Origin of the sequence: Moorena sp. SIO3A2 (assembly GCF_010672265.1) — a bacterium.
In the GTDB taxonomy this organism is placed as follows: Bacteria; Cyanobacteriota; Cyanobacteriia; order Cyanobacteriales; family Coleofasciculaceae; genus Moorena; species Moorena producens.
Genome location: NZ_JAAHHC010000007.1, coordinates 102808 through 127798 on the forward strand (window position 1 = coordinate 102808; position 24991 = coordinate 127798).

A 24991-nucleotide genomic window follows, 5' to 3' on the forward strand; every position below is an offset into this window, starting at 1 on the left:
CGTTGACCTTCCATGTGATAATCTACAACCTGCCCGCTAAAATAGCTGTCAACTTGCTAACCTATAACCTGTAGCCTACTCATCAAAGCATCTCGGGCTTGCTCTCGGTCATCGAAGTGGATTTTTTCAGTGCCCAGAATTTGATAATCTTCGTGACCCTTACCAGCAATTAAAACTCCATCCCCCGGTTTTGCTTGCAAGATGGCAGTCCGAATGGCGGTAGCGCGATCGCAAATTACCATTGGTTCCACTGATTGAGGAATCCCCTCTAAAACATCCTCTAAGATGCTTTCTGGGTTTTCGGTGCGAGGGTTATCCGAGGTGACTACAGCAACATCAGCTAACTGAGCCGCTATTTTCCCCATCTTAGGACGCTTAGTGCGATCGCGATCGCCACCACAGCCAAATACACAAATCATCTTGCCCTCAATAAAGGGTCGTGATGCCCTTAGTAAGTTTTCCAAACTATCTGGGGTGTGGGCATAATCGACAATAACACTAATATCCTGTTCCGGTTGAATTTGCACCCGTTCCATCCGCCCTGGCACTCCTGGAAATTGAGCCAAGGCTGCTGCTACTAATTCTAAATCCAAACCCAGCTCTAAAACTGTTCCTACTGCTGCGAGCAAGTTAGACAGATTGTATTGACCCACTAGGGGCGAATTAAAGCTAACCTCTCCTACTGGAGTATGCATAATTCCTCTAACCCCTGTTGGCTCGTAGCTTAAGTCCTTCGTCCAGAAATCAGCGGATGGGTTTTGGATACTATAGCTCCAGACTTGCTCAGTTGGTAACTGTTGGATTAACCGCTCTCCATAGGAGTCATCAGCATTAATAATTGCCCTGCCTTTGAGATAGTCGGAACTAAACAGCTTAGCTTTAGCGCTGAAGTAATCATCCATGTTCTGGTGGTAGTCCAAATGGTCTTGGGTGAGATTGGTAAACACCGCCACCTCAAACGGACAGCCCTGGATTCGACCTTGGGCTAAGGCGTGTGAACTAACTTCCATCACTGCCATTTGGGCACCTGCTTTGACCGCTAACTGGAGCTGTTGTTGCAATTGAACTGCAAATGGTGTAGTGTAGCTTGCTGTTTGCTCAAAACCTGGCCAACGGGCATAGAGGGTACCCAAAAGTGCTGTGGGGATAGGACTAGAGCTATGAGCGAGCAGAAATTCAATCAGATGGGTAGTTGTAGTTTTGCCATTAGTACCCGTGACTCCAATCAGCCTGAGCTTCTGTGCTGGGTAGTCGTAGAAGGCTGCTGCAGTTTGAGCAGACACGGTGGTCATGTCATCGGCAGCAATTACACAAACTCCTGTTTCCGGTGAAAGTTCCTGGGGGGGATGTTTGGCAGCCGCTTGGGGAGAAATTATCGCTGCTACTGCCCCAGATGCGATCGCACTTTCCCAGAACTCTCCACCATCTACCCTAGTGCCTGGCATCCCGATAAATAAATCTCCTGGTTGGCAGGCGTGGGAATTGGTACAGATGCCTGTAACCGTTACATCAAGACCCTCGGGGCTAGGAATTTCCACAATATTGGCAATTTTGGCTAATAATTCCCTTAGCTTCATAATCTATTGCACCAAATGACACTATAAGATCTACCGAATCATCACAGCCACCAGTCAACCGTCAACCGTTAAACCGTCAACCGTCAAACCGTCAACCTGATGTATCGCCTATTTTGGCTCACTAACAGGGAAATATTTCCGTAACATTCGCTGCAATTGTGCAACGCTAGCACGAGGAGAGGGGCGAGGCAGGAGCTGTTCCTGACCAAAGTGGTTGATACATAGTACTGGCACTTCATACTGATAGGATTGGAACCAATCCTCTCGACTGGTAATGTCTCGAACCTCTAGCTTAAAGGTTAACCCTTCAATCATCTCTAGCTTTTCAAGCAATCCCTCACAAAGATGGCAACCGGGTTTACTGTAAAGAATTAATTCCATCAGGCAAGTTAGTTGAAAATTGTTGATTTAGACGATAGTTTAGTAAAGATAAGTGCAGCTTCGGCAAACATAGCTGGAGAAACGCTAAAATGCTGGACAGCCACATTCGCCTTCATGGTACGTCCATTTGAACCAGCCCCATGTCCACAGACCTTCGCCTCGTCTCCGAAAACCGTTGCTTTGGCGGTACAGTAGGTTTTTACACTCATCAATCTCAGACTTGTAGGAGCGAGATGGGGTTTTCCGTATACCAACCCCCCCAGGCGAAAGTGCAATCCGTTCCAGTTCTATATTACCTGTCAGGTTTGACTTGCACGGAAGAGAATTTTATGGTTAAATCGGGTGCTCAGCGATTTGCAGCCAAGTATGGATTGATGTTGGTGGCTCCAGATACCAGCCCTCGGAATACAGGAATTCCAGGTGAGGACGATGAGTGGGACTTGGGGTCTGGTGCTGGTTTTTACGTAGATGCCACTCTTGAACCTTGGTCAGCTCACTACCAAATGTATAGCTACGTTGTCCATGAGTTACCCGAGGTAATTGCCAAAAATTTCCCCACGCAAGTTGAGAAACAAGGTATATTTGGTCATTCTATGGGCGGTCATGGTGCGTTGATTTGTGCCTTAAAAAACCCAAAGCAGTACCTATCTGTTTCTGCTTTTGCTCCCATTGCTGCTCCCATGCGCAGCCCCTGGGGTCAGAAGGCATTCACCAATTACCTCGGGACAGACCAAGAGCAATGGCGAGCTTACGATGCCAGCGAACTGGTGTTGACAGCCAACTATAACCATACAATTTTGATTGACCAAGGCACCGCTGACCCCTTTTATGAGAAGCAGCAGTTGCTCCCTGAGGTGTTTGAGAAGGCTTGTGAAAAAGCAGATCAGCCCCTGACTTTCCGTCTCCAGGTCGGCTATAACCATGGTTACTATTTTATCGCCACCTTTATAAAAGACCATATCAGCCATCATGCTGAGGCTTTGTTGGATTGAACAAAATTGAGATAATCCCTTGGTTGCTGAAAAAGTCGAGGTTGGAAGTGTGGACAATACTTCTGCTATTCAGGTTAATCAAAAACTCTAAAAAAACTGGTAATTTATAACTATTAAACCCAGTTTTATTTCTGCAAATCCTAGAATAATATACAGATTTTAGAATAATGTGTTGTTAAAAAAAACTCATTAACTAAGCGCATAAATCTTGTAAATACTAGGAAAATAAAAACAAATTAATGTCAACATCAGTACATTGAGGTTCTGAATATGGCTAATGAAGGTGAAATGTTGGCTTCAACTGTGAACCATCAGCAGTGGGTTTGTACCGTTTGTGGCTATAACATGATTGGTGAAATGCCTGATGTCTGTCCGTTCTGTAGAGCACGCCATGACAAATTCGTTACTTGGGATGAGGCAGAGCAAACCTATCGAGTGACCCCACACCAGATAAATAACTACGTTACACAATTGATTTCTGTGCCTCGTCTTGGTATGGAGCATGCTGCTTATCGCATTGAAACGGATAGTGGTGCGGTATGGATTGATTGTCCATCAGCATTCAATCGAGACTTGGAGCCAGTAGAAGCTATCTACTTTACCCATAAAGATTTCATGGGTGCATCCAACCAGTATCGTGATTTATGGGAAGCTAAAGTTTATCTGCACGTTAACGATGCTGAGCATCCACTTGCCGAGCAATTTCCGATTGACAACAAAATTTATGGTGACTTCACCGAGCATGGCATTGAAGCTTTCTATATTGGTGGACATACACCGGGCTTCATGATATATATCTATGACTTGGTCTTGTTTATTGGTGACTATGCCTTCCCTCCAGGGTCTAGTATGCAATTCAACCCCTTTGGACCAAAAGACAAAACCCGTAAACGTGCATCACGGATACTAGATATTGTTTCCGAGAGATCCCTTGAGGTTGTATGTGGCTTCAACTTTTTTACTGACTTCGATAGCTGGCGTGAGGATTTCAATCACCTACTTGATACAGCTAGATAAATTCAAGAAGCGGTGTTGCTTAATAATGGAATGATTAACCAACGCCGAAATTCAAACCATTAACCATCTAGGATTAATAGCAGCAATTATCGATTTTTATCTGTTATTACACATTGGAAACAGCATTTTGTAACTAGCAACTTGGGTTATTAAGCTGTTGCCCATTTAAATTGGTTATTATTCAGTCTCTTGCAGAGCGCGAGTGGGTGAAACCACGGCAGACCGCGAGTGGGGGAGACCCCCGGATGAAGGCACTGCCTCCCCAAGACCGCGCTACATCCCTTGGAAAAAACACCGTCAAACCCTCTCCCCTGCTCCCCTGCTGTCAAAACAATAGAATTTAAATGAAAACCAGCTTAGCTGGCTTTGAGGACGGCAATATCCCAAAAAGAAGACGTGAAGACCGATCTATGGGATCGCACTGGCTTTTTTAGAATTGTGAACAGTTAGAGGAAAGAGTGATTAGAGATGCAACCAAGTAACCCTAACCAGTTTACCGAAAAAGCCTGGGAAGCGATCGCACAAACCCAAGATGTTGCTAAAGCCGCACGGCAACAACAAATCGAAACCGAACACTTGATGAAGGCGATGCTGGATCAAGATGGACTCGCTACCAGTATTCTGAACAAAGCGGAAGTGTCTGTGCAACGGGTAAGGGAAGCAACGGAATCCTTTATCAAAAAGCAACCTAAGGTTTCTGGTAATAGCGACTCCGTTTACCTAGGACGCAGCATGAATAGCTTGCTAGACCGAGCAGAGTCCTATCGTAAAGAATACCAGGACGATTATATCTCCATTGAGCATCTGATCCTCGGTTATCTGAAAGATGACCGCTTTGGTAAGTCATTATTCCAGGAGTTTAAACTAGATGAAAATAGGCTTAAACTTACCATTGCTGACATTCGAGGGAATCAGAAAGTGACCGACCAAAATCCAGAGGGCAAATACCAAGCACTGGAAAAATATGGACGTGATCTGACAGAGGCGGCGCGGGAGGGAAAGCTTGACCCAGTTATTGGGCGAGATGATGAAATTCGGCGCACGATTCAAATTCTCTCGCGCCGTACTAAAAATAACCCAGTGCTGATGGGGGAACCTGGTGTTGGGAAAACTGCTATTGCTGAAGGCTTGGCACAACGGATTATAGCCGGTGATGTGCCTCAATCCCTCAAAGACCGACAATTGATTGCTCTGGATATGGGCGCATTGATTGCTGGGGCTAAGTTTCGGGGAGAGTTTGAAGAACGCCTGAAAGCGGTACTAAAAGAAGTGACCGATTCCCAAGGCAAAATTATCCTGTTCATTGATGAAATCCATACCGTTGTCGGTGCTGGTGCTTCTCAAGGAGCAATGGATGCGGGAAATTTGCTCAAACCAATGTTATCACGGGGTGAATTGCGCTGTATCGGTGCTACTACTCTCGATGAGTACCGCAAGTACATTGAAAAAGATGCAGCACTCGAAAGACGCTTCCAGCAGGTCTATGTTGACCAGCCTAGTGTAGCTGATACTATCTCGATTCTACGAGGTCTTAAAGAACGGTATGAAGTTCACCATGGGGTAAAAATTGCCGATAGTGCTTTAGTGGCAGCAGCTACTTTGTCTACTCGGTATATTAGCGATCGCTTTTTACCAGACAAAGCCATTGACTTAATGGATGAAGCGGCAGCACGGCTAAAAATGGAAATTACTTCCAAGCCAGAAGAACTCGATGAAATTGACCGCAAAATTATCCAGCTGGAAATGGAACGGTTGTCTTTACAAAAAGAAACTGATCTCGCCTCCATCGAAAGGCTGGAAAGACTCGAAAAAGAACTGGCTGATCTTAAAGAAGAACAGCGTACTTTGAATGCCCAGTGGCAATCAGAAAAAGATGTGATTGACCGGATTCAGGGGATTAAGGAAGAGATTGATCGAGTTAACGTAGAAATTCAACAGGCAGAACGGGATTATGACCTCAACCGAGCCGCTAAGTTAAAATACGGCAAGTTAGCCGAGTTGCAAAAATCCCTGGCAGCCGTTGAGCAACAGCTAGCCGAGAACCAAACCAGTAGTAAATCCCTGCTGCGGGAAGAAGTTACAGAAGCTGACATTGCGGAAATTATCTCTAAGTGGACTGGAATTCCCATTAGTAAGCTGGTTGAGTCTCAGAAAGAGAAGCTACTGCACCTGGAAGAAGAACTACACAAGCGGGTGATTGGTCAAGAGGAAGCCGTTACTGCTGTTGCCGATGCTATTCAGCGATCGCGTGCGGGATTAGCTGACCCCAATCGTCCCACCGCTAGCTTTATTTTCCTCGGTCCTACCGGTGTGGGTAAGACAGAATTGGCAAAAGCCTTAGCAGCCTATCTGTTTGACACCGAAGAGGCTATGGTGCGAATCGATATGTCTGAGTATATGGAAAAGCATACCGTTTCCCGACTGATTGGTGCTCCTCCAGGCTATGTGGGTTACGAAGAAGGAGGTCAGTTAACCGAAGCTATCCGTAGACGTCCCTATGCCGTAATTCTATTTGACGAAATCGAAAAAGCACACCCGGATGTCTTTAATGTCATGCTGCAAATCCTTGATGATGGTCGAGTGACTGATGCTCAAGGGCATACCGTAGATTTCAAGAATAGCGTTATTATCATGACTAGCAATATTGGCTCCCAGTATATTCTGGATGTAGCTGGGGATGACTCCAAGTATGAAGAAATGCGGAGTCGGGTCATGGAAGCAATGCGCTCTAGTTTCCGCCCTGAATTCCTCAATCGGATTGATGAGGTGATTATTTTCCATACCTTGCAAAAACATCAGTTGCGCAATATTGTCCAGCTGCAAACCCTGCGCTTAGAGCAACGGTTAGCAGAGCGCAAGATGTCCCTAAAACTCTCCGATGCAGCTCTTGACTTTTTGGCAGATTTAGGGTACGATCCAGTTTTTGGAGCACGACCCCTAAAGCGAGCTATTCAGCGGGAGTTGGAAACTCCTCTTGCTAAAGGAATTCTCAGGAGTGAATTTAATGATGGGGACACTATCTTTGTGGATGTCAACAATGAACGGCTTTCCTTTCAGCGATTGCCTGCTCAGTTGTTGCTCAGTGAGTCCAATTGAAGGGTAGAAAGGTTGAAGGGTATTGTGTGCTATACCCCTAAGCATTCAGCCATTAGGGATCAGCGATCAGCTGAATGCTTAGAGCCAAAAATATACCCTAACCCTAAAACCTATGCTCTGCATGCAGCGCCATAACACTTCCTTTTGGCAATACTTTTTGTCTCTCCCTATCCAAATACTTATCCAAATCAGTGAGAACTTCCTCAGCTGGAATACTTGATACTATAGCGCCATAGTCATTGACAACCCTAGGGAATTCCTGATTCACCTGATCTTGCAGTTCTGGAATTGCCCTTACTGAGGTTTGTAGTCTCCCTACAGGATGATTACCTGCCTTAATTCCCTTGGCTTTAGCGATAATCCAATTTGACAATAACTCTAATCTCAAAACCGCAAAGATAGGTTCATATCCTTCTCTCGCTTTTTTATTCAAGCCATCCACATCCTTCTGTCCTAGTGTCACCGTATGCTTGGTGGTGGTCTTTACTTCAATGGAAAGATTAGGAAAGTAGGGGTGATTCCAACTATCGATATCTACACCTTGAGAGGAATAGTTTTCTACCTGAAAACCCAAGCGACAGAAGGTAATCGCTAGGAAAATCTGGCAAGTTTTGCCAAACCCATTATCTTTTCTAGAGCGACTATTTAGGTGTTGTTGAATGGTGGTTAAATGGTTGAATGTTGATGCATCCATATTCTAAATTCTAAATTCTAAATTCTAAATTCTAAATTCTATTACCCATTACCCTCGATAGTTGGTCCACGAGTTGGTGTCCACTGTCCCAATCGGTATAGTTTGTTGGGCTTAGTTAGCTTGAAACTCAGCTGCTCGACGAAATCATCTTCTGAAGTCGCAATAATCAATTGCTTTTTATCCAATACCTGATCCAACACCTGAGCCAATCGTTCTTTATGGACTGGGTCGAGATTTTGCGACGGGTCATCTAGCACCATGAAACCGATATTATGAGTCAATTGCTCTGAAGTTGCTAGGGCTAGAAATATACTCAAAGCAGCACAATTAATATCACCCTTGTTCAACAGTCGTAAGGCAACTTCTGACTCTCCATATCCCACCGCCATCACTTCATATTTTTCTGGGTCAATCTCAATATCTGGAAAGTCACTGCGATGGGCGAGCTGACGATAGATACTAGAAATTGCTGCTCTGGTAGCATCGATTTTTTCTTTAGCTGAGTTTCCTAGCACTTCCTGTACAGCTTCACCAATAGTCAACAATCGGTCACAGAAGGCTTCCAAGTCAGCTTTTGCTGCTTCAACTTCTTTATAGTCAGGGCAATCTTGAATGGAAAACAAATTATCTACCTCTTGGCGATAACGCAAGACAGTAATAATCCGTTTAATGTTTTCCAAGTCTTGATCAATGCTATCGATACGCTGATTACTTTGCTCAACTGCGGTGCGAATCCTGGCTAATTCTTGATCTACTTCAGTAATGGCTTGATTGAGCAGAGCAAGAGCGTTAACAGAGTCATTAATTTCTGTTTCTAAAGCTACTGCGATCGCATTTTTTGCTTGTTGTAATCCCTTATCCTTATCTAATCGTTCCCGTTGCAACCGCTCCAAGGTTTTAATCAGTCTCTGTAACTCCTCTACTGCTGTTTCTAATTCCCGAATCTCCTTCTGAATCGGTTTTAGCTGTAACTTCATGTCTTGCTGCCAGGATTCTAATTCCTGACGCAACTGAACTGGATTAATTGGTGTAGAGCAAACGGGACAATCTTGGGCTTGATCTTCTTGTACTGACTTCAGAAATTTTAGGGTTTGGATAATGATACCGGCACGATTGTTGATAGTATTTAGACTCCCTTGCTTAGCCGGTAACTCTTCTTGTTCAATTTGATTTTTTTTTGCCAAAATTTCTGGTAGCATGCCGTATTGAGCTTCCAGTTGGTGAATCTCGTTTTCTTTTTGGTTGAGTTCCATAACCTTGGTCTCAACATTAGCTTTCAAACGATTTAATTCACTTTGCTGATTCAGCAATTCTTTCTGCCGTTCCCAGTCGGGCTGAGCATTACGTAATTGCTTAATCGCCTCCTTACCACCATCTACAAATCCTTCCAAATCATCAGTAGTTTGGTATTTTGGTAAAGAGGGCACCAGCAATCCATAGTCTTTGGCAAAATTCTCAACTGCATTTTCAACCCCTTGGCAAATAGCTTTTGCTCCATTTAGGGATAATTGGCTGAGCGGAATATCATGAAAAATGGCTTCTTCTTCTGCTAGACCTAAGTCATTTTCCTTAATCGCTTTTGCCGTTTCAATTTTGCTGATAATCTGACCAAACTCTTGATCAATTTTCTTAAACTCTTCCTGGGCTTTAGCTCGCTTAATTCCATCCAAGAGATTGCGCCAATCCGTCAAACCCATGAGGCGATCCAGAGCATTTTTGCGCTCTTTTGGTTCCTGAATCAGTAGCGCACTGATAGTTTCTTGATGTAGGTAGACACAACTCATGTAGTCAGACAATTCTAGACCCAGTAGCACCCGCAAGTCAGTTTCATCTTCCTGATACGAGCCATTATTAATCTGATAGTAAAACTTGGGATTACCACGACGTTTGCGGTCACTCCGATATACCTTTAGTATTTCCTCATTCCCTTCAAATATAACTTCGACACTAGTCTCCCTTGACGATTGGTTTTTCACTAACCAATTCTTGCGCTCTTCAATTTTAGTAGCACTTTTATTAGCGACATCTTTGCCAAATAGACACCACTCAATCGCATTCAGGGTACTACTTTTACCTCCCCCCTGAGCTCCTACAATTAATGTGCAGGCTTGATCAAAGCGAAATTCCCGTTCTCCCGCTTGTTCAGGAAAGCCTCTAAACCCCTTGATCTTGACTGATACCAGTCGATAGTTTTCCATAGACACTGTTCCTCATCAGACTCTCTTGCTCATAGACCAATGGTAGCCATCAGTTTTTTGTAGGCTTTTTTGTAAGCACTTCGATGTTTTTCCAACCGATAACGAGCCATATCAGTGACCCCTTGTGATGAACCGCTATCAAACTCTTTGAGCAATTCCTCACCAAGGGCTATCAAACCTTGCTCATGGTCTGAATCAATGGCTTGATCTTTCAGTTGCTCAAATAATTTATCATTGTCTTTCATTAGCGATCGCATTAATTAGTCATGTAACCATATGCCCTATGCCCATAGGCTGAGAGCTGAATGCTTAGGGTGTGACCCTCAGCCCTCAGCCGTCAGCCGTCAGCCGTCAGCCGTCAGCCGTCAGCCGTCAGCCGTCAGCCGTCAGCCGACGTAACAGAGATTAAACCAATGCTTACTTGTTGTCTTGATCCCAAGCGCGAGTGGGGGAAACCCCCGTGAGGCCACTGGATCGCTTATTCAAAAGCTGAGAGCTGATAGCTGATATATAGCAGAAGTCATTTGTCAGAAGTCAGAAGTCAGAAGTTAAACTCAAGCCAAACTGTAGTTTGAGACTTTTGTCATGTCCTAATTACCCTGGCGACTGCTATAGCACTACGCATTAAGGTGTTTGACATTTATAAAAGCAGCAAAAGCTATTATAATCAGCTATTGCTAGCATGCCTATTGCCTTGCGCGTAGCGCTATAGCACATTAAGTAGCACCATCTGTAGCGCATTAGCTGATAGCTGAGAGCTGATAGCTGAATGCTTACTAGACTATGAGCTGGTTACTGATAACTCAGCATTTAGCACTTACCATTCCGCATTCAGCACTGTTCAACCTATATCAGCCGATTAACTCTTCTTCTGCTTAGGGGATGAAGCAGCTTTATTTTCCTCTATCCATTCTTCGATCAACTCCAATAAGATATGATTCATGGTGACTCCTTTGAGAGCGCACATAGATTTGAATTTTGCCCGTAAGGATTCAGGCAAAAATAGTTTGTAGCTAACTTGTTTTTCTTCTGACACATCTTTTGACAACTTTGACATCCCAATTATCCTACTAAGGGTTAAACTATTCAATAGGTATTTTAAGTTTTTTGTGTTATTTAGAGATTTTGTGTTATTATAACCCTATGAAACCCAAAGAAGCCAGCGGCACTGAGTCTGGTAAAATTTTGTTCGACCAGACTTTGTAGCCTATGGGCTGGTTAGCGCACTAGCTACAGCAGAGGTTCCCCCGGGGATCTCTGCTTAACTGCATCATGAATCTTACACAAACCTAGACATTCGGTCTGAAGTTCAATTCCTGCTTCGTTTTCTTCTACGTGGGAAGTCGGCTTCTTCCACTCCACAGGCGTTTGATCGATTGCCATCGACAGTGAGAGCCCCTACCGAGCTTCCCAACGCTCTATGTTGATTGCCGCGTTGAGATCCCGGTCTTCAAGATTTCCACAACCTCCACAAATATACACCCTTTCCTTCAATGGCATATTCTGTTTATGTCCGCATTTGTGGCAAGTCTTTGATGATGGAAACCACCTATCTACTAGGGTCAGCTTGAATCCATGGAATTCTTGCTTGTAAGTCAGCAACTCTCTGAATCGGTAGAATCCCAACAAGGAGATGGCCTCCGCTAGTTTATGATTAGCCAACATTCCCAACACGTTCAAGTCTTCAATCAAAATTTCTTGATAAGTCTGAGCTAATCGAGTGGTTTCCTTTTGCAAAAAGTCCTCTCTAATGTTTGCAAGGTGCTTGTGTTGCTTTCTCAGTCTTCCATAGTAAGTCAGTGCGTTCTGACTTGGTTTTGTCTTTGTCTGACCGTTGCCTAACACCTTTTTGCGATTGCGCCACTGTAGCTTCGATAGCTTGGTTTTCGCTTTCTTTATCGATTCGGGCGTTTCAATCTGGGTGCGGTCAGACAATGTGGCAAAGCACTTGACTCCGAGGTCTATTCCGACTTTCTGCTGGGTGTGTTTGATCGCAGGAACGGGACAAGCATCGATTTTGAACGATATAAACCACTTCCCGACTTCTCTGGAAATCGTGAATGTTTGGGAAATACAGTTGTAAGGGATCCCCTCCTTTAATCTGAACCATCCCAAGGTAGGGATATTGATTTGTTTCCCGGCAAACAACAGTCGCTTACCGTTGCAGTCATCAACGGTGAAACTGCATTGATGACGCTTTGTCTTAAATTTTGGCATCTGAGCTTTAAGCTTAGGGTCGCGCCAACGACTCAAAGCTTTAGCTAAGTTCCGGAATGCATTTTGGTAAATACGACTTGGATACTTGTTACACCAAGCCAACTCAGTACTTTTCTTGGTGACATTAGTGAACACCTTCTTAATGGCATTCAACCGTTTAGAATCGGAAGCTTTGACATGATCAAACTCCCATGATGCTTTCATCATCCCTAGTCCGTAGTTGTAGACGAATCGGGAGAATCCTGCGCACTGAGCTAGCCAATTGGCTTGCTTGTGATTAACTTTGAGTTCTCGTTTGATAGCATACATGAGACGAAACCTTAGAATAAAGGAGCCTTAATTAATAAGTTTTAACCCTTTTACCCATGACCGACCAACTATAAAGGCTCCTTTATTCTTACGGTAACTTCAAGGGAATTTCGACCATTATTTGTACTTCCGATGCTAATTTAGCGCAATTTTCCGGATTGTCAAGGTTTTTGTCAATATTTTCTTGAATGGGTTGAATGTAACGCCTCAAACCATAGAGCCGACAAGAGAAACAGTGAATAATCGCCATCAGATCTTCGACCATCTCCTGTTGAAGACTCAGAGATTCATTATTGGTGATGACGATCTCACAGTCGGAGTACTCAGCTAATTGGAGGATAAGGTATCCATAGCTTTCACTTGGTTTTCCAGGTCGGGTCTTTGAGCCGGGGATGACACCCGACAATACACAACCACAGACCTTTTAATATCGTCATTGAGTAAGCCTTTGAGTTGATTAATGTGTTTTTGGGTGTAAACTCTATGGTTCCCTAAAGTCCGATCGGCTATTAACTTTCCCGATATATCCCACCGTTGTAAGGTTCGGACAGTCACACCAGCGATTTTGGCGAATTCGTGAGGTCTGTAATGCATAACTAGACAGGTCTGGGTCGGTTTGTTTAGTCTTGTCTAATATTTAACGACTAAGCGTCAACTCTTACTGGTGCTAGGAGCAAACCCAGTCAGGGGTGGTAGCTCAAAGGGAAACTTCTTGGATATCAGCTAAATCGGGTAGTAATTCTGTACTATCGTTGCTCAGCCTATTCCCGTAACGCTGACAACGCACGGCAAAGGTACAATCACCACATCGACCAAGGGATGCTGCTACTTGAGGAAAAGCTAAACCTTGATCTTGGTACCCTTGTAGCCACCCAGCCAACTGGGTCAACAACTGAGTCAAATCCTCCCTAGTTTTCTGGTGTTGTGCGCTATTGTAGGTAAATTTAAGACTCTGGGCACAGGGTTGGGATTTGACAAACCAGTAACTCATGGAAATTTGTTCTGGCCAATAATCGCTAGTTTCTGCTAGGACGTAGAGATACAGGCGTGTTTGCCAGTCTTGGGCTAACCAATCCCGGTTTTTAGGTTGAGGATAGGTCTTCCAATCAAGAATTTGAGCCGAGTCTTCCCCTGCAATCAATAAGTCATAGATAACTGTAAGTAGATAACCTTGGAAATACAGGGTTCGGCAATGTTCCGCTTCCCGGAAGCTTTCAGGCTCTGGGTTGGAAAGTTCTGGTGCGGCATTGACTAAACCACTCAGCCAGTAGTCGAGTTGGGTATCCTCTTCTACTAAGGATGTAACTGGTAACCCAAGTTCCCGCTGTTGCATTAATAGGTGAAAGCGGCTTCCCCAAGTAAGACGCTCTTGTTGTTCGGGAGACACGGGTGTTCCCAGCTGGTCAAAGTAAATGTGTTGGAACTTACGGGGACAGGTTTGTAATACGTTCAGCTGTCCTTGGGATAGACGAGTTAGAGGGGCGGGAGGAGACACTGGTCAATGATCTAATCAAATCTTGGAGACATTGGGTTTGTTTGTGATCTATTAGCTAGTGTAGCGGAAGATATCGAATGCGATCGCATTTTCTTATAACAGTCGAAATCCCCCATCCTCCGTTTGAGGTGGGATGAAAGGCGCGTCAGAGAACTTAACTTAGAAATATAAATCATCAAAAATGCCCCCTGATCAGCATCAGAGGGCATTTAATTTCAAAAGCTTAAAGACCAAGATTAGAATTCTAAATTCTAAATTCTAAATTCTAAATTCTGCATGTATAAGTTTCCACTCAAGACCTAGGCAGCTTGGTAACCTAAGTCAAGGTTTTTGGTAACTTCAAATTGCTAAACCTGTTGCTTAGTCCATTCAGAAAATAAATTTAAGAGGATTTGAGAGCGCAGCTTATCATCCAATTGGGGTTCAATAATCTCCTCCACCAAAATCAAGTGTACTCCCTTAGAGGTCACAATGGGTTTGAGAACCTCCGGTGGCTTAGCTGCAAAGACAGCAGCAGAAATCTCCGGCTTGATCTGCTCACGAGTTACTACTCCTTGATATCCCCCATAGCGACGTAATTCTTTATCCTGGATATACTGATGAGCAACATCATAGAAACTCATCTCCCCTTTCTGAATACCATAAAAGAGTTCCATGGCTAAATCTTGATCATCTATGATTACCTCATACATCACCACACCCGCATAATCTAGCTGATTTTCAAAGAAATAGGGTTCAACTTTATCGGCAAATAAATGCTTAGCTAACTTTCCATAAATAGCGCCATTATATACCATAGCTTCAAACTATTATAAGGTCATACCATGTTTTTCCAGCCATGCCCAAGTTTTCTCAGCACTCCCGAGTTGGCTAACTATCCTGAATTTATCTGCTGCGTCTTGAAGTTCTTCTGTCTCTACTTTGATACACGCCTCAGCGGCAGCAGCTGCGATTAACTTGCGGGTAGTAATTGCTTCGATAATCTCAGGAATCTTACCAGATAGCTTGATTTCTTCAAGAATATCGTCTTTGGTAATCGTGATAGCTGGTTACATCGTGTTTATCCTAGTAATTTAAACTGTGAAAGTTATAGTGCTGCATCGCTTTGCAAATTGAATTTTTCAACACTATTACACGCCGTGCTATAAAAAGCGATCGCACTAATTGATAATGCCCTGAATTGACTGATATGACATCCCGGAAATCACCTATAATTTCAAACCTCCTTGCTGCAACTTCTTAAACGGATCGAGAATAAAATCAATAATCCGACGCTGGCGCACAATTACCTCAGCAGTCGCTGTATCTCCAGGACGGAATCCAATACACTCCTTACCTGTGGGAAGACAATCCTGATTTAACGCAATTTCTATGTTATAGGCTGCTACCTCAGAGGTAGTTGGAGAAATTTCCACTAACTCTCCTGCTATCACTCCATACTATTGAAACGGATAGGCATCAAACTTCAGTTTGACTGGCATTCCTTTCTTTAAATAACCACTTTCAGTTGTTGCCATCTGGGCTCGAATAATTAATGATGAATCCTCTGGGGCAATTTCTGCTACCATAGTACCCTGCTGCACTACAGCACCAGGTCTTTGAATCGGTAACTGAAATATAGCACTACCCATTAAGGTGTTTGACATTGTCTTGATGCAATAGCGAGTGGGGGAAACCACGGCAATAGCGAGTGGGGGAAACCCCCAAGACCGCGCTGCCTCCCCAAGACCGTAATGGTGCGTTTTCCGCATTAAGAATTAAATTCGCCACGGGTCGCACCTCTGCATCGCTCCTAAACTCTGAAACGTAAGTCTAAGCTTACTTCTGACTTCTGACTTCTAACTTCTGACTTGCGCGTAGCGCTATACCATTCCACTTACCGGTGCGTCTAAGACTCGTTGCTTTAACTGAAGCTGCAACGAGTCAATCTGACGCTTACTCTGAGCAATTTATGAATTTAGGGTAGTAATTTTATTCTCTATATTATTCAGTTGTTATTCTATTTTAAGTACTGATAACTTACCGGAATGAATCAAACTCTGATAACTCCTTTCCTGCTCTTTTAATCGTAACTTTGCTTGCTCAATATCTGCTTGTGCTTGACGCATAGTCCGTTCATAACTACTTTGTTCTTCCCTAATCCGTAACTTAGCCTGTTCAATATCAGACTTTGTTTGTTCATACAACCGTCGCCTTTACTGTACCACATCATCCTTATCTAACACATCAATTTCTGGCACAACTCCTTGTTGCCAAAGTTTACGATAGCGTTGCACCTCTCCCTGGGCATTAGCTAAACGAATCTCTAGTAACTTAGAGGCTGTTTTACTAAGTTCAAGATTTTGCCTGGCCTGATTTCCTTGAGCTAATTTTTATTATTTTTGTAAGTTATAGGAATTACTCAGATCAATTATAGTCTGTCGCACTTGGTCAATTTGAGCTGGCTTTTCCAAGGCTTGGGCTTGATTTTGTTGCTGCTGAGTTGTCAAGACTACCACTAACTGATTTTTTAGTAATTATAACTGCGATCGCCTACTCAATTGCCCCTTTAATTTATCGTTAACTTGCTGCAATTCAGTACGGACTAACCCGGATTTCAAAATCACTAAATTTTGTCCAGCCTCAACCTTTTCCCCCTCTTTAACTTGAATTTCATCCACGGTACCGGCTACAGCAGCATCCAGCCTCACAGTCTTACCCTTTGGTTCAAGTCGTCCTCTAGCTGTACCGGTTTCATCTACCTTATAGAGCATCGACCAGGGTAAAATAATGGAAACAAATACTACTAGAAAGTACAGTAATCCCCTTGTCCAAACCTGAGGCCAACTATCGAGTAATTCTTTAGTGGCGTAAGACCAATCATCAGTAAATTTAGCTAGGTTTGGGGCGTTTAAACTATCTTGATCATGATTAGTGTCTTGTAGCTGAGTTGGAGGATGTCCATTCAAGTGTCCAAGTGTCCATTCAATGTATTGGGCATAATTTTATTTATTATTTATTGATACTAGTTATTGGGTATTAGGATTATTCATGAATAAATAAATTAAAATTTATGTAATTTTTCAGGATTAATGACTCAGGATTAAGGACTAATTTGCTGGGGATTAAAATAGTAATAATGTCCCCTTTTTGTCATTAATTACTGATGGGTTACCCTCTCAATCAATACTCCTCTATCCAGCACTAAAATTAAATCCGCATTCCGGACTGTAGACAACCGATGAGCAATGACGAATGTTGTCCTATAGCAGTCGCCAGGGCAGTTAGGACATGACAAAAGTCTCACACCCTTTGTAAGCGCAAGAGTTTGACTTCTGACTTCTGACAAAGGACTTCTGACTTTTGACTTCTGCTATACCTTTGAGAATTTGATTTAAATTCTGCTGAATAATTCGCTCTGATTCTGCATCTAAATGGGAGGTGGCTTCATCTAAAACTAATAACTTAGGATTGCCTAACAAAGCCCGTGCGATCGCAATCCGTTGCCGTTGTCCACCAGACAACATTCCTCCCCCTTCTCCTATCTGGGTTTCATACCCCATAGGTAAATTTTTAATAAACTCATCAGCACCTGCTAATCGTGCTGCTTCTATAATCTCTTCTAAACTAGCGGCAGGATGACCTAAGCTAATATTTTCCCGAATGGTTCCACCAAACAAAAACGTATCTTGGTCTACTACTCCCACTTGCGATCGCAAAGACCCTAAGGACAGACTGGTAATATCAAGGCCATCAATCAATACTTTCCCATCTGTGGGTGGATACAATCCCAACACTAATTTAGAAATCGTCGTTTTCCCTGAACCACTGCGTCCCACTAGGGCTACCATTTGTCCTGGTTTCACTTCAAAGGAAAGATTTTCCAGTACATTTAAATCACTCTCTGGGTGATAGCGAAAGGTAACGTTATCAAAGGCAATGTGACCCTGAATTGATGGTAACGATTGACGGGCTTGATTCAGTAAATCCTCCTCTGGTTCGGCATCCAACACATCATTAATCCGTTCCATAGCAATTACTACTTCCTGGAATTGATTCCATAACACGGTTAACCGCTGGAAGGGAGTAATAATATTTCCTAGCAGCATATTGAAGGCCACTAATTGTCCAATGGTTAACTGATTCTGAATCACTAACCACGCTCCATACCACAGCAGGCTTGTGGTTACTACGGCTTCAATAGCATTACTGAAAATTTGCAGCCGATTGCTGATAACTTGCCCATCAAAACTTGTCTTAATTTCCTTATTTAATAACTCCTCCCAATGCCAACGTACTGTTTGTTCTACTGCTGTGGATTTAACGGTACTTACACCGGAAAGCGCTTCAATTAGATAACTATTTTCCTTAGCCATCGATTGAAATATTTCCCGGGAAATCCTACGTAAAAACGGAGTCGCAATCGTAAGCATTCAGCTATCAGCCGTCAGCCGTCAGCTAATTAACTAATCAAGGGGAGATAGTAAACAAGCTTACGAACGAGTATGGCTGGTTGACATCCCTGCTCGTTTTACTGATCCGACCCAGTGCAATTAAAGCGCCTACTCGCTGATAGCTGATAGCTGATAGCTGACGGCTGAATGCTTACTCGCAATCAACGCTAGCAATAAGAATGGCGGCACAATCACTAAGGCCAATAATGCCATTTTCCAGCTGTACCAAACCATCAATCCTACATAGATAAATACCGTTAGTAAATCCAGCAGAATTGATAGCGCCTCACCGGTAAGGAACTGCTCAATCTTGCGGTTTTCCTGAACCCGTGATATGATGTCACCAACATAGCGGGACTCGAAAAACGAGAGAGGCAACCGCAGTGTATGGCGAATAAATCCTACAATCAGTGCTGCATCTACTTTATTAGCCGTATGGTCTAGTAGATATTGCCGCAACCCCATCATTGCCACTCGAAACAGGCTAAATATCAGCAGCCCTAACCCCACCGCCATTAAGGTAAGTCGGATCGTAGACTTTTTTGTAGCAGTTTGCGCTGAAACGCTGTTAAATATTTACCTGTACTAGTACATGCACCCTCAAGATCAGGTTTCGACTGATGTCCTGACATATCTGTAACTAAAAAGTCTTTAACTCATTGTTTTGATGATCGAGGGTGGATGTTGGCTTTTATGTTGGTTTTAATAGTCAAATTTACTTAGTATTGTGGACTTTTTGGATGATTTTGGGCAATTTTTGGATGATTTTGGCGAGTTTTTGGATGATTTTTATCCAATTTTAGATTTTGGTCGAATTTTATATTGTTTGTGTAAAGTTTGATTTAATTTTTGGATGAAGATAATCAGGCACTAGGGATTAAGTACTTTTAGGGAGAAGTGAGAGTAATGGAGGAAGTGGGGGGAGTGGGGGGATGAGGAGTCAGAACAATAGTAATGGGGCAAGGTGTAGGGAATAAGAATGCGATCGCACCGGTCCTGCCTACTTTTCAAATCCCTTGTCACCCCTTCAGCCCTATCCTTTTAACTCTAGTACTGATTCTGATTCCACCCAAGATTTATCTTGGGTGGAATTGTTTTATGACGTTTGCTCAGGTCTAGCTTTCAAGGGAGCAACGCAGAAGCCAAAAAAGTATAACTAATTTAATTTTAGTTATAAAAACCTAGAGATTTGGCCAAGTTTACGTAATAGTTATCCTGACTTGATCCACTAGTAGGGGTATTTTTCAAATCAACCAAGACATCACTGAATTACTTTTGTCACTTTTTTCATTGATTACCCCCTTGAAATCCTGGAATAAATCCCAGATTATAGTCATGGTATAAGGCAATAAAACCTCTAAACACCCTAGTATATATATTGTTAAAATCGACCAAGATATAACTGAATTACTTTTGTCACTTTTTTCATTCATTAATCCCTTGAAATCCTGGAATAAATTCGAGATGAGAGTCATGGAATGAGGCAATAAAACCTCTAATCCTAAACAAGACAACTTGACTGAATATAAAATTTGCGAATGGCTAACATTACAATCTCTGACCTCGCTATTTCACCTGTTTATGAAAGCTTCATTACTGAACTTGATGAGCAGAATATCAACGGGATTATCGGCGGAAGAACAGTAACAACAACTGTCTCTCCAAATGGTGAAGTTAAGGTTGTTGTTAAAGAGTGCTCAGCATCAATAGCATAACTATAATAATTTCAATCCAGTAAACCATCGATAACTAGTATCAATGGCTAGGATTAAAATCTCAGCTCTATATTCGGCTGAACTAGAGGAAAATTATCTGTTAACTTAAGTATCAGCCGAAGAAATTTATGCTATGCTGGGAGACGCTGCTGAAGAGGTGTTTTACCCACTAAATACCTAATTAGGTATCAAATAATCCTCTGGTATCTATCAGAGGATTATTTGATTAATTCAGCTACTTCTCCATAGACACTACCGAACTAGGTTAGTGTTTAAACAGTGTTTAAGCAATGTTTAACCAACTAGTAGCAAAGAAATTATTGTTATTATTCCAAAGTTCAACTATATCAGACTTATTATCACCATTTAAATCGGTAACTAAGTAATCAGTATCATTTCGAAAGTCCCCTACTTGTGTATTACTGCCCAGGCTAAATCCTCCGCTACCATTACTAATCCAAGTGGCAGCAAAGAAATTATTGTTATCATTCCAAACCTCGATTAGATCAGAGTCACCATCCCCATTTACGTCAGCGACTAAGTAATCAGTATCATCTCGAAATTCTCCTACTTGTGTATTACTGCCCAGGCTAAATCCACCGCTACCATTACTAATCCAAGTGGCAGCAAAGAAATTATTGTTATTATTCCAAACCTCGATTAGATCAGAGTCACCATCCCCATTTACGTCAGCGACTAAGTAATCAGTATCATCTCGAAAGTCTCCTACTTGTGTATTACTGCCCAGGCTAAATCCACCGCTACCATTACTAATCCAAGTGGCAGCAAAGAAATTATTGTTATTATTCCAAACCTCGATTAGATCAGAGTCACCATCCCCATTTACATCAGCGACTAAGTAGTCAGTATCGTTTCGAAAGTCCCCTACTTCTGTATTACTGCCCAGGCTAAATCCACCGCTACCATTACTAATCCAAGTCGCCGCAAAAAACTTATTGTTATTATTCCAAAGTTCAACGAGATCAGAGTCACCATCCCCATTTACATCAGCGACTAAGTAGTCAGTATCGTTTCGAAAGTCCCCTACTTCTGTATTACTGCCGAGGTTAAATCCTCCGCTACCATTACTAATCCAAGTCGCCGCAAAGAACTTATTGTTATTATTCCAAAGTTCAACGAGATCAGATTCACCATCCCCATTTACATCAGCGACTAAGTAGTCAGTATCGTTTCGAAAGTCCCCTACTGCTGTATTATTGCCGAGGTTAAATCCTCCGCTACCATTACTAATCCAAGTGGCAGCAAAAAACTTATTGTTATTATTCCAAAGTTCAACGAGATCAGATTCACCATCCCCATTTACATCAGCGACTAAGTAGTCAGTATCGTTTCGAAAGTCCCCTACTTGAGTTGTTGAACCTAGAGCAAACATGGAAGAGGAGGTAGTGTTGAGCAATACTGAGACGTTGTTGGAGCCAGAGTTGGCCGTCGCAATGTCTGGTTTACCATCGCCGTTGAAATCCCCTACGGTGATGGAAGAGGGATTACTGCCCACATCAAACTGACCAGAAGGGGTAAAGCCTCCTGCACCATTCCCTAATAGCAGTGAGACTTGATCATCACTTGCTGCAGCAATGTCCAAGTTGCCATCACTATTGAAATCCCCCACGGCGACTTCAGAACCTCCACCCGTTGTAAATGGCATGGGAGAACCAAAGCTACCATTTCCATTCCCCAACAACACTGCGATTTCGTTCTCAGCACCAGAACCACTTCCTATCACTAAGTCCAGATTGCCATCTTTGTTGAAGTCTCCCACAGCATCAGGAGCAGCAAAAGACACACCTGTTGGAATCGATATACTAGGCTGAAAGGTTGTTGTCCCGTTCCCTAACAGCAGCGAGACTTCGTTACTGCCACTTCCTGTCACTATATCCAGGTTACCATCGTTGTTGAAGTCCCCCACAGAGGTAGAAAATCCACTAACCCCGGTTGTAACGTCGTTAGTAAATGGAAAGCTCCCCGTCCCATTTCCGAACAACACCGAGACTATACCTGGTGAGGAAAATCTTCCCACCGCCAAATCCAAATCTCGATCGCCGTCGAAGTCCCCCACGGCTACGGATAGAGGACTATCCCCTGGGTTGAGTTGGGTGACAGAACCAAAGCTGCCATTTCCACTTCCTAGCAAGACTGAGACCGTGTTATCCGTAGAGGATGTAAAAGGAGTACCAAAGTCTGCGGTCACCAAATCCAGGTTACCATCTTTGTTGAAGTCTCCCACAGCAATGTCAACGGGCAAATTTCCTACGGCAAAGTTCCCACTTAAGCTATAGCTTCCTGCGCCATTATTTAACAGCACCGAGACGTTATCAGAGTCTGAGTTAGCTGTTACCAAATCCAAATCACCATCACCATCAAAGTCTCCGGTGGCAATAGCAGCAGGACTAGTTCCTACTGGAAAGTTGTTAGCGTTGCTAAAGGACACAGCAAAAACTCCTTGATATACCTGCATCAATTCTGGCAAAAATGCTGAATCTACACCAATCTGACCCGTACAACATTCTAGATTCCAATCACCACCCAAGGCAGCATTACCCGTGCGGTTCGCAGAAGCCGCAATGTCAGTACCAGTTATTTGGTGTAGTCGTTCCAAAAATTCTGTACCAGCATCTCCACCAGCAACATTGCAGCCGTAGAGGAGAATAGGAGTGGCTGAATCAGTCGTTGACCAAGTTTTTAATTGAGGGAGGTAATGGTTTAAAGTATCTAGACTAAGTTGGCTATTCCCTAAATACAAACACCCCGGTGAACCGTGAGAAACGATGTGAATAGCAGAAATATCAGTGCGTCCTTGCAGAGCCTTGGTAATTTGTGCCACGCCATCCTGTGTAGATTCCAGGACAATTACGTCACTTTCCGGTACCGTACCATTAACTAAACTCTGATAATCATCAACCCCTGAGTCAATAAAGATAATAGTCCTAGAGATTTTGGAGTCACCTATTAAAGGGTTGTGTTGATCAGTTACGTAAAAGTTTAAGGACTTATCGAGATCGTTGCTGCTTACATCTTTGGTGGTTAGCATTCTATAATCCTGATTTGGAATTTTAGATTGACTATAAGGCGTTGTATTTATGCGAGATGATTTAATCCGGAACACCTCTCACTTGGTTAATCAATCCAAAAACCTAATTTTTCTACAGTTTTATATAAAGTTTTGTAACTATTTTGATAAACTTTTGTAAATTATACCAAACTATATAACTAACTGAATATTGGAGGCTCTAATTACACTATATATAATTTAATTATTACACCTCTTGCATAAGTCTCATAAACCGTGGGTGTTGACAAGGCATGCATGCATGCATGCTAGAGGCAAAAGGGATAGATTTTGATTTCATATTTATTTGTGTATAGTTAAAAAAGAAAGGCTAAACGTGTTTAAGACAAAAGCACAGCACTTTGATGATATAGTGCTTGCTCATATCCTCGTGATCACTTGTGGACTAATCTAATTTGGGCGAATCTCATGTGCCGATCTGAGCTGATGGGAATATGGGGGCATGGGGGCATGGGAAGAGGTATTGACGTTTTTCCCCCAATACACTGTATGAGTGAATTTAAATTCTGATTAGCTTAGGGATTGATCCTAACTGAGTCATAGGTCATGGAGAAAATATGAAGGATGAAGGGTGAAGTATCAAGTATGAAGTATCAAGTATGAAGTATCAAGGGTGAAGTGGAGCGATAGAATCTATGGCTCCTATGTTGATTAGACCCAATTAGCAATCACCAATAACAATCATAAATGACTAAATGAAACATGGACTTGATGCCTACGCTCACTTGGACTCCCCCATCCACAGTTGGGAACCTCGTGCTAAGCTAATTGCCCTATTAACCCTAATTTTCGCGTTTTCCTTTGTACAGCATTTGATAGTGCTACCACCGATGGTGGCTCTGACCCTAATTTTTTATCGAGTCTCTCGCCTGCCACTGTCCTTTCTGTTGAATCGGTTGCGCTATCCGGGATTTTTTCTGTTAGGGATTACACTGCTACTCCCCTTCACAGTAGGCACTACCGTGATCATCCACCTTGGTCCAATCGCTCTGCGACAGGAAGGACTGCTAACCCTAGTGCTGATTGCCACCCGTTTCCTATGTATTCTCACCATTAGTGTGATTTTATTTGGCACCGCACCCTTTTTGACCAACATCAAAGCTATGCGATCGCTTGGTCTGCCATCACTGCTAGCGGATATGACTCTGTTGTCTTACCGCTATATTGAGCAATTTAGTAACGACCTAGCTAAAATGAAGCGGGCAATGCAGCTGCGAGGTTTTCGTGCCAAAGGACCAAAGCTTTCATGGCAGGAATTTGGAGGTCACCCAGTTGCTTCGCTACTGGAATCCTTCGCCCGTACTTACCGTAACCTGAGACTTTTAGCTTCCCTAACCGGAACACTTTTGGTGCGCAGTTACCAGCAATCCCAGCAAGTCTATAAAGCGATGATTTTACGAGGGTATAGTAACACCTCTCAATTTATGGTTTCTGAAAGTTCTGGTGTGACAAGAGAGACTAGAACACAGAGCTTTTCATTACCCCTTCCTAGGGGAAAGCGTATGGGGTCTAGTACAAACACTGCTAGTTTCCACCACTACATTGCTTTGGGACTGACTAGCTTGATTTCAGTAGGATTTGTGATCGCCGAAATTCTGTTAACAGAAGCATGACCGAAGCGAATTAAGACTCATCAATGATAACTAATTAATGGTAATCAAATCAAGGTAATATTGATTCCGGTTAACGACTTATAAGTTTAGGGTTTGGGTTGGGGTTTTGTTAATTTAAATTAAATAAAATTAATAATTAAATTAACACTTAACACAATTCCCTCAC

23 protein-coding genes and 4 pseudogenes are annotated in these 24991 nt (G+C 42.9%); 6 read left to right on the forward strand and 21 right to left on the reverse strand.

The features are described from left to right. Positions 1 to 56: 56 nt before the first annotated feature. The 3 genes from F6K64_RS09860 to F6K64_RS09870 all read right to left on the reverse strand — a co-directional run bounded on the left by F6K64_RS09860 (position 57) and on the right by F6K64_RS09870 (position 2212). Positions 57 to 1577 (reverse strand): UDP-N-acetylmuramoyl-L-alanyl-D-glutamate--2,6-diaminopimelate ligase, encoded by a 1521-nt coding sequence (locus F6K64_RS09860; RefSeq protein ID WP_008182052.1) that lies wholly within the window; start codon positions 1575 to 1577, stop codon positions 57 to 59. Between the two features lie 108 nt (positions 1578 to 1685). After that, positions 1686 to 1958: a glutaredoxin family protein gene (locus F6K64_RS09865; protein ID WP_008182053.1), complete on the reverse strand. Its 273-nt coding sequence runs from the start codon at positions 1956 to 1958 to the stop codon at positions 1686 to 1688. Between the two features lie 8 nt (positions 1959 to 1966). Next, on the reverse strand, positions 1967 to 2212 hold the full coding sequence (locus F6K64_RS09870; RefSeq protein ID WP_165691799.1) for a hypothetical protein: 246 nt from the start codon (positions 2210 to 2212) through the stop codon (positions 1967 to 1969). Here F6K64_RS09870 and fghA point away from each other — a divergent pair. The 3 genes from fghA to clpB all read left to right on the forward strand — a co-directional run bounded on the left by fghA (position 2099) and on the right by clpB (position 7063). Beyond that, complete coding sequence (gene fghA / locus F6K64_RS09875; protein WP_044492587.1) at positions 2099 to 2950, forward strand: S-formylglutathione hydrolase; 852 nt, start codon at positions 2099 to 2101, stop codon at positions 2948 to 2950. The genes F6K64_RS09870 and fghA overlap by 114 nt on opposite strands. A 270-nt stretch (positions 2951 to 3220) precedes the next feature. Continuing rightward, positions 3221 to 3967 (forward strand): MBL fold metallo-hydrolase, encoded by a 747-nt coding sequence (locus F6K64_RS09880; protein ID WP_008182061.1) that lies wholly within the window; start codon positions 3221 to 3223, stop codon positions 3965 to 3967. Between the two features lie 468 nt (positions 3968 to 4435). After that, positions 4436 to 7063 carry an ATP-dependent chaperone ClpB gene (clpB, locus tag F6K64_RS09885; RefSeq protein ID WP_008182063.1) on the forward strand — a complete coding sequence of 876 codons (2628 nt, stop codon included), beginning with the start codon at positions 4436 to 4438 and terminating at the stop codon, positions 7061 to 7063. A gap of 103 nt (positions 7064 to 7166) precedes the next feature. Here the strand turns inward: clpB and F6K64_RS09890 are convergent, their stop codons facing one another. Genes F6K64_RS09890 through F6K64_RS09900 form a run of 3 tightly spaced genes read right to left on the reverse strand, consistent with a single transcriptional unit; the run spans position 7167 to position 10212 of the window. Further along, the gene (locus F6K64_RS09890; protein WP_008182065.1) at positions 7167 to 7757 is read right to left on the reverse strand and encodes a hypothetical protein; all 591 of its coding nucleotides are present in this window, start codon (positions 7755 to 7757) and stop codon (positions 7167 to 7169) included. A 41-nt stretch (positions 7758 to 7798) separates the two neighbouring features. After that, complete coding sequence (locus tag F6K64_RS09895; protein WP_008182068.1) at positions 7799 to 9955, reverse strand: AAA family ATPase; 2157 nt, start codon at positions 9953 to 9955, stop codon at positions 7799 to 7801. Between the two features lie 29 nt (positions 9956 to 9984). Then, positions 9985 to 10212 carry a hypothetical protein gene (locus F6K64_RS09900; RefSeq protein ID WP_131826849.1) on the reverse strand — a complete coding sequence of 76 codons (228 nt, stop codon included), beginning with the start codon at positions 10210 to 10212 and terminating at the stop codon, positions 9985 to 9987. A 19-nt stretch (positions 10213 to 10231) separates the two neighbouring features. Between F6K64_RS09900 and F6K64_RS09905 the strand changes: the two genes are divergently transcribed. Continuing rightward, a complete protein-coding gene (locus tag F6K64_RS09905; protein WP_267872010.1) occupies positions 10232 to 10354 on the forward strand; it encodes a hypothetical protein in 123 nt (40 codons plus the stop codon). Positions 10355 to 10814: 460 nt separating this feature from the next. On the opposite strand, the gene F6K64_RS09910 is transcribed toward F6K64_RS09905, so the two are convergent. The 14 genes and pseudogenes from F6K64_RS09910 to F6K64_RS09980 form a co-directional block, all read right to left on the reverse strand. Beyond that, a complete protein-coding gene (locus F6K64_RS09910; RefSeq protein WP_008182073.1) occupies positions 10815 to 11012 on the reverse strand; it encodes a hypothetical protein in 198 nt (65 codons plus the stop codon). 341 nt (positions 11013 to 11353) lie between these two features. Beyond that, positions 11354 to 12481, reverse strand: coding sequence for an RNA-guided endonuclease InsQ/TnpB family protein (locus tag F6K64_RS09915; protein ID WP_008182078.1), 1128 nt, complete (start codon positions 12479 to 12481; stop codon positions 11354 to 11356). An 88-nt stretch (positions 12482 to 12569) separates the two neighbouring features. Continuing rightward, positions 12570 to 12746 carry a hypothetical protein gene (locus tag F6K64_RS09920; RefSeq protein WP_008182081.1) on the reverse strand — a complete coding sequence of 59 codons (177 nt, stop codon included), beginning with the start codon at positions 12744 to 12746 and terminating at the stop codon, positions 12570 to 12572. Between the two features lie 62 nt (positions 12747 to 12808). Further along, positions 12809 to 13075 (reverse strand): MerR family transcriptional regulator, encoded by a 267-nt coding sequence (locus tag F6K64_RS09925; protein WP_008182083.1) that lies wholly within the window; start codon positions 13073 to 13075, stop codon positions 12809 to 12811. A gap of 103 nt (positions 13076 to 13178) precedes the next feature. Continuing rightward, entirely contained in the window at positions 13179 to 13976 is a 798-nt protein-coding gene (locus tag F6K64_RS09930; RefSeq protein WP_008182085.1) for a PD-(D/E)XK nuclease family protein, read from the reverse strand. Between the two features lie 347 nt (positions 13977 to 14323). Further along, positions 14324 to 15019: pseudogene (locus F6K64_RS38835) on the reverse strand (peptidylprolyl isomerase). Positions 15020 to 15184: 165 nt separating this feature from the next. Then, positions 15185 to 15595 (reverse strand): annotated as a pseudogene (locus F6K64_RS38840) (beta-barrel domain-containing protein); the annotation flags it as partial. Between the two features lie 4 nt (positions 15596 to 15599). Further along, positions 15600 to 15746 (reverse strand): hypothetical protein, encoded by a 147-nt coding sequence (locus F6K64_RS09950; RefSeq protein ID WP_207554292.1) that lies wholly within the window; start codon positions 15744 to 15746, stop codon positions 15600 to 15602. A gap of 224 nt (positions 15747 to 15970) precedes the next feature. Then, positions 15971 to 16162 carry a hypothetical protein gene (locus F6K64_RS09955; protein WP_008182093.1) on the reverse strand — a complete coding sequence of 64 codons (192 nt, stop codon included), beginning with the start codon at positions 16160 to 16162 and terminating at the stop codon, positions 15971 to 15973. A 189-nt stretch (positions 16163 to 16351) separates the two neighbouring features. Beyond that, positions 16352 to 16474 carry a hypothetical protein gene (locus tag F6K64_RS09960; protein ID WP_008182097.1) on the reverse strand — a complete coding sequence of 41 codons (123 nt, stop codon included), beginning with the start codon at positions 16472 to 16474 and terminating at the stop codon, positions 16352 to 16354. 18 nt (positions 16475 to 16492) lie between these two features. Continuing rightward, the gene (locus tag F6K64_RS09965; RefSeq protein ID WP_008182098.1) at positions 16493 to 16924 is read right to left on the reverse strand and encodes a biotin/lipoyl-containing protein; all 432 of its coding nucleotides are present in this window, start codon (positions 16922 to 16924) and stop codon (positions 16493 to 16495) included. 191 nt (positions 16925 to 17115) lie between these two features. Further along, positions 17116 to 18379: pseudogene (locus F6K64_RS09970) on the reverse strand (peptidase domain-containing ABC transporter); the annotation flags it as partial. 192 nt (positions 18380 to 18571) lie between these two features. Continuing rightward, positions 18572 to 18934: pseudogene (locus F6K64_RS09975) on the reverse strand (ABC transporter transmembrane domain-containing protein); the annotation flags it as partial. 345 nt (positions 18935 to 19279) lie between these two features. Beyond that, positions 19280 to 19420 carry a hypothetical protein gene (locus tag F6K64_RS09980; RefSeq protein WP_154659743.1) on the reverse strand — a complete coding sequence of 47 codons (141 nt, stop codon included), beginning with the start codon at positions 19418 to 19420 and terminating at the stop codon, positions 19280 to 19282. A gap of 527 nt (positions 19421 to 19947) precedes the next feature. Between F6K64_RS09980 and F6K64_RS09985 the strand changes: the two genes are divergently transcribed. Continuing rightward, positions 19948 to 20124: a hypothetical protein gene (locus tag F6K64_RS09985; protein ID WP_008182110.1), complete on the forward strand. Its 177-nt coding sequence runs from the start codon at positions 19948 to 19950 to the stop codon at positions 20122 to 20124. Positions 20125 to 20407: 283 nt separating this feature from the next. On the opposite strand, the gene F6K64_RS09990 is transcribed toward F6K64_RS09985, so the two are convergent. After that, on the reverse strand, positions 20408 to 23173 hold the full coding sequence (locus F6K64_RS09990) for an FG-GAP-like repeat-containing protein (RefSeq protein WP_287265361.1): 2766 nt from the start codon (positions 23171 to 23173) through the stop codon (positions 20408 to 20410). A gap of 734 nt (positions 23174 to 23907) precedes the next feature. On the opposite strand from F6K64_RS09990, the gene cbiQ reads away from it, so the two are divergent. Further along, entirely contained in the window at positions 23908 to 24825 is a 918-nt protein-coding gene (gene cbiQ / locus F6K64_RS09995; protein WP_008182118.1) for a cobalt ECF transporter T component CbiQ, read from the forward strand. The last annotated feature ends 166 nt before the right edge of the window (positions 24826 to 24991 follow it).